At 62.8% G+C, this 7,529-nt stretch carries 6 protein-coding genes; 4 read left to right on the top strand and 2 right to left on the bottom strand.

The window, feature by feature from the left end; genetic code table 11:
* Window positions 1-132 precede the first annotated feature (132 nt).
* Complete coding sequence (guaA, locus tag DMP11_RS05890) at window positions 133-1,725, bottom strand: glutamine-hydrolyzing GMP synthase (protein ID WP_183621469.1); 1,593 nt, start codon at window positions 1,723-1,725, stop codon at window positions 133-135.
* Between the two features lie 116 nt (window positions 1,726-1,841).
* Window positions 1,842-2,711 carry a tyrosine-protein phosphatase gene (locus DMP11_RS05895; protein ID WP_123185572.1) on the bottom strand — a complete coding sequence of 290 codons (870 nt, stop codon included), beginning with the start codon at window positions 2,709-2,711 and terminating at the stop codon, window positions 1,842-1,844.
* A 269-nt stretch (window positions 2,712-2,980) separates the two neighbouring features.
* Between DMP11_RS05895 and DMP11_RS05900 the strand changes: the two genes are divergently transcribed.
* The 4 genes from DMP11_RS05900 (at window position 2,981) to DMP11_RS05915 (ending at window position 7,394) form a co-directional block, all read left to right on the top strand.
* Window positions 2,981-3,322: an ArsR/SmtB family transcription factor gene (locus DMP11_RS05900; RefSeq protein ID WP_123185589.1), complete on the top strand. Its 342-nt coding sequence runs from the start codon at window positions 2,981-2,983 to the stop codon at window positions 3,320-3,322.
* A gap of 30 nt (window positions 3,323-3,352) precedes the next feature.
* Window positions 3,353-3,580, top strand: coding sequence for a cation transporter (locus DMP11_RS05905; protein WP_123185573.1), 228 nt, complete (start codon window positions 3,353-3,355; stop codon window positions 3,578-3,580).
* A 476-nt stretch (window positions 3,581-4,056) separates the two neighbouring features.
* Window positions 4,057-5,976: a heavy metal translocating P-type ATPase gene (locus DMP11_RS05910; RefSeq protein WP_123185574.1), complete on the top strand. Its 1,920-nt coding sequence runs from the start codon at window positions 4,057-4,059 to the stop codon at window positions 5,974-5,976.
* A gap of 179 nt (window positions 5,977-6,155) precedes the next feature.
* Window positions 6,156-7,394, top strand: a complete 1,239-nt coding sequence (locus tag DMP11_RS05915; RefSeq protein ID WP_123185575.1) for a baeRF8 domain-containing protein — start codon at window positions 6,156-6,158, stop codon at window positions 7,392-7,394.
* The last annotated feature ends 135 nt before the right edge of the window (window positions 7,395-7,529 follow it).

Here is a 7,529-nt window from a genome sequence, read left to right on the forward strand (position 1 = left end):
TCTCTCAGTAGCCACTAAGAGAGCATGTTAGGAAACGATGGTTCAGATGGCTTGGAGGCAACTGCGAATCGCTTTAGCACACCAAATCGCGCCAAAATGCACACAAACCAAGCCTCACGATAATGTGTGCGATTATTCCCACTCAATAGTCGCGGGCGGCTTGGAGGTGATGTCGTAGACCACTCGGTTCACGCCGGGGACTTCGGCCACTATGCGGCCGCTTACGCGGGCCAGCACGTCATAGGGCAGGCGGGCCCAGTCGGCGGTCATGGCGTCGCTGCTCTCCACGGCACGCAGGATCACCGGGCGCGCATAGGTGCGCTCGTCGCCCATCACGCCCACGCTCTTGATGTCCGGCAGCACCGCGAAGTACTGCCACACGCTATGCTCGCTGTTGCGCTCCCCCGTCTCGGCGAACAGCCGCTCGTTGTAGGCGTCCAGCTCCTCGCGCACAATCGCGTCGGCGTTCTTCAGAATCTCCAGCTTCTCCGGCGTCACATCCCCAATGATGCGGATGGCCAGCCCCGGCCCCGGGAACGGCTGGCGATGCACGATGTAGTCCGGCAACCCCAGCGCCGTGCCCAGCGCCCGCACCTCGTCCTTAAAGAAATGATCCAGCGGCTCAATCAAATCGAAATGCACGCCCTCCGGGAACGGAATAAGGTTGTGGTGGCTCTTGATGGTGCTGGCCTTCCCGCCGGTCTTGCGCGCGCCGCTCTCGATGATGTCCGGGTAAATGGTGCCCTGGGCCAGATACTTCACGCCGTCCAGCTCCTCGGCCACGGCGAAAAACTCCTTCCAGAACTGCGTGCCGATGATCCGCCGCTTCTCCTCTGGCTCGGTCACCCCCGCCAGCAGCCGCATATAGCGCTCCTCAGCATGCACGTGAATGAAGTCCACATCGAACTGCTTGGTGAAAACCTCTTCCACCTCTTCCGGCTCGCCCTTGCGCAGCAGCCCGTGATTCACGAACACGCACACCAGCTGCTTGCCGATGGCCCGCGCGCACAGCGCCGCCACCACACTGGAGTCAACGCCGCCGGACAGCCCCAAAATCACGCGGCTCTCCCCCACCTTCGCGCGGATGGCCGCCACCGAATCGTCGATGATGGAATCCATCGTCCAATCGGACACCAACCCGCAAATGCCGAACAGGAAATTCCTCAGCATGGTCTGGCCGAACTCGGTATGGCGCACCTCCGGATGGAACTGCGTGGCGAACAGTTTGCGCTCGGGGCACTCCATCGACGCCACCGGGCACACCTCGGTGCGCGACGTGATGGCGAAGCCCTCCGGCACCCGCGTCACCGCGTCGCGATGGCTCATCCACACCGTCTGCTCGCCCGGCGTGCCGTCGAACAGCGCCGACTCGGCCGCCCGCATAATCACCGCCGGTCCGTACTCGCCCTTCTCGGTATGGCCCACTTCGCCCCCCAGAGCTACCGCCATGGCCTGCTGCCCATAGCAAAAGCCCAGCACCGGAATGCCCAGTCGCAGCACCTCGGGGTCGATGGAAGGCGCGTCCTCGGCGTACACGCTCGCAGGCCCGCCGGACAAAATAATGGCCGCCGGCGCCAGTGCCCGCACCTCATCGGCCGTGATGTCGCAGGGCACAATCTCGGAGTACACGTGCAAATCACGCACGCGGCGGGCAATCAACTGCCCGTATTGGGCGCCGAAATCGAAAACGAGGACCTTCTGATCGGGCATAGCGGTTTGGCTCATGGATACCCTCCGGAAATTGAAATCGGAAAACCTCGCCATAATACTACGATTCGCCCCAGCGCCCGCGCTTTCCTCGCACCGGCGGCAAGGCGAATACGTCAAAGGCAAAGTCGCGCTTAGGCCAAATACATCTCCTGCAACTGGCGCCGCGCGTCCGGCGTCACCCCCAGCTGCTCTTCCAAATACTCATCCAGGCCGCCGCACTGCTCCCGCACCGCCGCCAGCGCCTCGTCCAGGTAGTCCTCATAGGCGTAGAACACCGCGTCCAAATCCATATCGGCCCGCACCGCCACATGATGGCGCCCGAACGCATCGGCGATCTTTTCCACCGCGGTCTGGGCAAACAGGTTCGTGGCCAGGTAGTCCTTGCGAATATTCTCCTCGCTCACCCCCAGCGCATGCTCCACCAGCACCGCCGCCAGGCCCGTGCGGTCCTTCCCCTCGGTACAGTGCCACAGGGTGGCGCCGTCTTCTGCCCTCAGCAGCGCGTCGAACAGCGCCCGGTAGGCGGCAATGCCCTCGGCCCCCAGCAGGCAACGGGGATACACCTGCCGCACCAGCGGATGCAACCCGCGCGCCACATGCTCCAGCGCCACCGCATCGGCCGCAATCCCCTGCCCCGGCATCAACCCCACCGAGGCCACGTTGAACACCGGCACATCGAAGAACACCACGCCCTTCATCTGAGATTTCGGGTCGGGCGCCGCCTTCTTCTCTTCAGGGCTGCGGAAATCGAACACCCGCTGCACCCCGCAGGTGCCCACCAGCCATTCCAGATCGGCCTCGGTGGCGTGGTGCAGGGCATCGGTGCGCAGAAGCCGCCCCATCTTGATGGCCCGCCCGTCAGCGGCAGGCATACCACCCAAATCGCGGGCATTCGCCATTCCTGTCAGAGGGATGTGACCGAAATTTGGAAACCCCGCAATGGGCGCCGGCCGCTCGATCAGCCCCGGCGTAATCATCTCATCCGCATCGTGCGCGCTCATTTCGCTCTCCTTTCGCCGCAAAGCAAGTCCAAACCGCCCGCGGCCGCCTGCCCTATTCGCTCCCCCAACCCTAGCACCGCCGCCCCCAAACGCCGCAGCCGTCACCCAAGAGTTTCGATTTCTCAAAAACCCCTTGACAGATACCGCTGCATTCCTTATCTTATGAACAGTTGCTCATATGTTGTTAAGTTCATAAAGGAGAACCGATGGGCGCAACCGCCTCCATAGAAACCCAAGCCCAGCAAGTGGTGGAAACCGCCTGCGCCCAGATGATCGACTGCCCCTGCGGCTGCAATCGCGAGGCCACCACGGCCCTGTTCCAGGAAATGCCCGACGAAGAGCTGCTGTTCGACGTAGCCGACCTGTTCAAGGCCTTTTCCGATACCACCCGCATCAAAATCCTGTTTGCCCTCATGGGCGGCGATGCCAGCGTAAACGAGATCACCGCTGCCGTGGGCTGCACCCAAAGCGCCGTCAGCCACCAACTGCGCATCCTGAAGCAGGCGCGCCTGGTGAAGGCCACCCGCGACGGCAAGAACGTCATCTATTCCCTATCCGACAACCACGTGTTCACGATGCTGGCCCAAGGCATCACCCACGTGTGCGAGTAATCCCCTCCCCGTCTGCAGAAAGGACCCCTCATGCGCAAGTCATTCAAACTGGAAAACCTCGGCTGTGCCAACTGCGCCGCGAAAATGGAGCACGACATCAGCCAACTGCCCGGCGTGAACAATGCCACTATCTCGTTCATGACCTCGAAGCTGATGCTGGACGCCGATGCCTCCACACCGGCCGAGCTTGAGCCCATCGTGGAAGCCGCCGATGCCATCTGCACCAGCTACGAGAAGGATTGCCACATCCTGCGCTAAGCGGAAACGGCGCATCGGGCGTAACCCCGCCCCATCGGCCCACCCTCCAGGAACGATTAGGCAGAGATAGAATCTCTGCCCTACGAATCCGACCTGCGATGCATCCTGGCTGGGCCGACCCGGCAGGTCGGAGCGAGGTCCGGCCAAGCGGAGTAGAGGGGAAATCCACTCGCCCGCCAGGGCGAGTTAGTTCCCCTCGTGCGGAGCGTCGAGCGCAGGCCTGCCGGGTCGGCCCACCCTCCTTGAAACCTGACATCATCCCCTTCCCTCGTCATGCAATGCAGCTGTGCGGGGGAAGGGCGGGGGTGGTCCAACAAAGCGAGTTCCGCACGACGGAAAAGCGCCGGTGGCGCTTTTCCCAAAGCAGGACTGTCTGAGCGACTTGGGCTGCCCCCGCCCTTCCCCCTGCTCCAGAAAACCTGACATTATCTCCGTCCCCTGTCATAAGCTTGTCCCCAACTAGAAAAGGCACTTCCATGACCCCTAAACAGAAACGCCTCCTTATCCGTATCATCGTGGCGCTTGCCATTTTCGTTGTCACCGAAGCCCTCAGCCAAACTGGCGTGCTAGCCCAGGTGGCGGGCGAATCCGGTGAGCTGTACGCCGAGTTCGCGCTGTTCTTCGTGGCCTTCCTCGTGGCAGGCTACGACATCGTGGCGGGCGCGTTCCGCAACCTGGCCCACGGCCACGCGCTCGATGAGGACTTCCTCATGACCATCGCCACCTTCGGCGCTTTCGCCCTGGTGCTGTTCCCCGACTCCGACCCCCACATGGCCGAAGGCGCAGCCGTGATGATCTTCTTCCAGGTGGGCGAGCTGTTCCAAAGCTACGCCGTGGACAAATCGCGCAAATCCATCGCCGACATGATGGACATCTCCCCCGAGTTCGCCAACGTGGTGCGCGAAGGCCAGCTGCAGCAGGTAGACCCCTTCGAGCTGGCCCCCGATGACGAGTTCGTGGTGCTGCCGGGCGAACGCATCCCGCTGGACGGCTGCATCGTGGAAGGCGAGAGCCAAATCGACACCGCCGCCCTCACCGGCGAATCGGTGCCGCGCATGGGACGGCCCGGCAGCGAGGTAATCTCCGGCTGCGTGAACCTCACCGGCAAGCTGGTGGTACGCGCCACCAAACCCTTCGAAGACTCCACCGTCAGCCGTATCCTGGAGCTGGTGGAAAACGCCTCCGAGAAGAAGGCCCGCACCGAGAACTTCATCACCCGCTTCGCCCGCGTGTACACCCCCATCGTGGTGGGCTTAGCTGCAGGGCTGGCCATCCTGCCGCCGCTGCTGTTCGGCCAGCCCTGGAGCGACTGGATTTTGCGCGGCCTCACCTTCCTGGTGGTCTCGTGCCCCTGCGCGCTGGTCATTTCGGTTCCGTTGTCGTTCTTCGGCGGCATCGGCGGCGCTTCCCGCCAAGGCATCCTGGTGAAGGGCTCCAACTACCTTGAGGCGCTGGGAGATGCCACCACCGTGGTGTTCGACAAAACCGGCACCCTCACCGATGGCACCTTCGAAGTGACCGAAGTGCATCCGGCCCCCGGCACCACCCGGCAGCGGCTGCTTGAGCTGGCGGCGCTGGCGGAAGGCTTCTCCACTCATCCCATCGCCCAGTCGGTGCGGGCCGCCTGCCCCTCCCCCGCTGCGGCAGATGCCGTGACCGACGTGCAGGAAATCAGTGGCCAAGGGGTGAAGGCTGCCACCGCCGAAGGGGAAATCCTGGTGGGCAACGGCAAGCTGATGGAAGCCTTCGCCGTGACCTTTGAAGAGCGCGCAGTCGCCGGCACCGTGCTGTACGTGGCCCAAAACGGCCAGTTCATCGGCGCCATCGTGATTGCCGATCGCATCAAGCCGCAGGCCAAGCAGGCCATTGCCGCCCTGCACGCCGCCGGCGTCAGCCGCACCGTCATGCTCACCGGCGACCGTGCTGCCGTGGCCAACGCCGTTGCGGCCGAGCTAGGCATCGACGAAGTGCACACCGAACTGCTGCCCCAGCACAAGGTAGAGGAAGTGGAGGCCATCATCCAGCAAACACGCGCCCAAACCAGCGGCAAGGGCAAAGTGGCCTTCGTGGGCGACGGCATCAACGACGCGCCGGTGCTCACCCGCGCCGACATCGGCATCGCCATGGGGGCCATGGGCTCCGACGCCGCCATCGAAGCGGCCGACATCGTGCTGATGAAGGACAACCCCGCCGACATCGCCACCGCCAAAGCCATCGCCCGCAAAACCATGGCCATCGTGTGGCAGAACATTGTGTTTGCCCTGGGCGTGAAGTTCGCCGTGCTGGTGTTGGCAGCTTTCGGCATCGCCAACATGTGGATGGCCGTGTTCGCCGACGTGGGGGTGGCCGTCATCGCCATCCTGAACGCGATGCGCGCCATGAAAGCGCCCCGGTAAATCCGCGCAACAAAAGGGAAACCGAAAGAAAACAGGCCCCGCAGTTCACCCTCCGCCCCCGCCCACGTGGCTATGCTTGTGACTACTAGCCAGCTGATGCGAACGGCTTGCCACGAGCTCGCACGCCCCATGGACAGCTGGCTAAAGCCGCATACACAAACCAGCTAATGGAGGTTGTTATGAAAGACGCCAGGACTGAACTGCGGGACAGCGTAATTGTGCTGGACCACTTTGACCCGAAAGCTTACGAGAACGCCGAGCCGCCGCTGGTTTCCATCTATCTGCCCATCCATCGCACCCAGCGGGAAGACCGCCGCGACGAATGGGACATGATTGAGTTCAAAGACCTGAAAGAAGAGGCGGAGCGCACCCTGCGTAAGAAGTTCCCGAAGGAGGAAGACTGGGCCGGCATTGCCGAGCGCCTGAACTACCTGCTGGAAAAGGAAGACCTGCCCCTGTGGGTGAACGCCGGCAAGAGCCTGGGGCTGTTCATCACCAACGGCAACGTGTTTGCCTTCAATCTGGAGTTCGACGTGAAACCGGCTGTAGTGGTGAGCGACACCTTCTACGTGAAGCCGCTGCTGCGCAACTGGCAGTACGGCACCCAGTACTACATCCTGGAGCTGGGCAACGATCGCTTCAGCTGGGTGAAGGGCAACCGCAACGGCGTGAAGCGCCAGCACTTGCCCCAGGAAGTGCACGATTACTTCTCGCAGCTGTTCGCCAACTCCGACGACACGGTTGCCGACATGCGCAAGGACGAAGAAGGCGCACTGGACTACATCACGCTTGAGGGCCACCTGTCCCCCTACCACGATCGCAAGTCCCGCAAAGAGGTGTCGCAGGAAGAGTTTGAGAAGTTCGCCCGCTACGTGAACAAGGCCGTGGACGACTACCTGGTGGACAAAGACACCACCCCCATCATCCTGTGCTGCGCCCCCGAGCATGTGAGCTTCTTCCGCAAAATCTCTACACTGCGCCACCTGCTGCCGGTGGGCATCGAGAAAGATCCGGCCGGCCTGGACGGCAAAACGCTGTTGGAAGACGCGCTCACCATCATGGACGCCCAGCGCGAGGCCAACGTGAAACAGGTGCTGGAGCAATACGCCCTGGACGCCTCGAAGGGCCGCGCCACCGATGACTACAACGCCATTGCGCTGGCGCTGCTGGAGCGCAAGGTGGGCGTGCTGCTGGTGCAGGAGGGCAAGGATATTCCCGGCACCTACGACCCCAAGACTGGAGAGATGTTCTTCGATCCGGCCGGCGACCCCAAAGACGATTTGAATGAAGACCCCGCCAGCCCCGATCTGGTGGACGCATTCGCTCAAGCGGCCTTGGCCCAAGATGCCCACATCTACGTGCTGCCGGCCGAAAAGATGCCGGTGGATCGCGGCGTGGCGGCCATCTACCGCTACTAATCTGCGCGCGACATAACGCTAACCGAAAAGCGGGAACTTCGGTTCCCGCTTTTTTGCGTGTCGGGGGGCTGACGGGGGGACGGGGGTAACGTCATATGGGGGCGCCGTGCGCCCCCATATGACGTTACCCCCGTC

It is taken from the genome of Parvibacter caecicola, assembly GCF_003725335.1.
Lineage (GTDB): Bacteria > Actinomycetota > Coriobacteriia > Coriobacteriales > Eggerthellaceae > Parvibacter > Parvibacter caecicola.

Coding starts and splice junctions, on each gene's coding strand:
- guaA (WP_183621469.1), bottom strand. CDS start 1,725: ATGAGCCAAACCGCTATGCCCGATCAGAAGGTCCTCGTTTTCGATTTC.
- DMP11_RS05895 (WP_123185572.1), bottom strand. CDS start 2,711: ATGAGCGCGCACGATGCGGATGAGATGATTACGCCGGGGCTGATCGAG.
- DMP11_RS05900 (WP_123185589.1), top strand. CDS start 2,981: ATGATCGACTGCCCCTGCGGCTGCAATCGCGAGGCCACCACGGCCCTG.
- DMP11_RS05905 (WP_123185573.1), top strand. CDS start 3,353: ATGCGCAAGTCATTCAAACTGGAAAACCTCGGCTGTGCCAACTGCGCC.
- DMP11_RS05910 (WP_123185574.1), top strand. CDS start 4,057: ATGACCCCTAAACAGAAACGCCTCCTTATCCGTATCATCGTGGCGCTT.
- DMP11_RS05915 (WP_123185575.1), top strand. CDS start 6,156: ATGAAAGACGCCAGGACTGAACTGCGGGACAGCGTAATTGTGCTGGAC.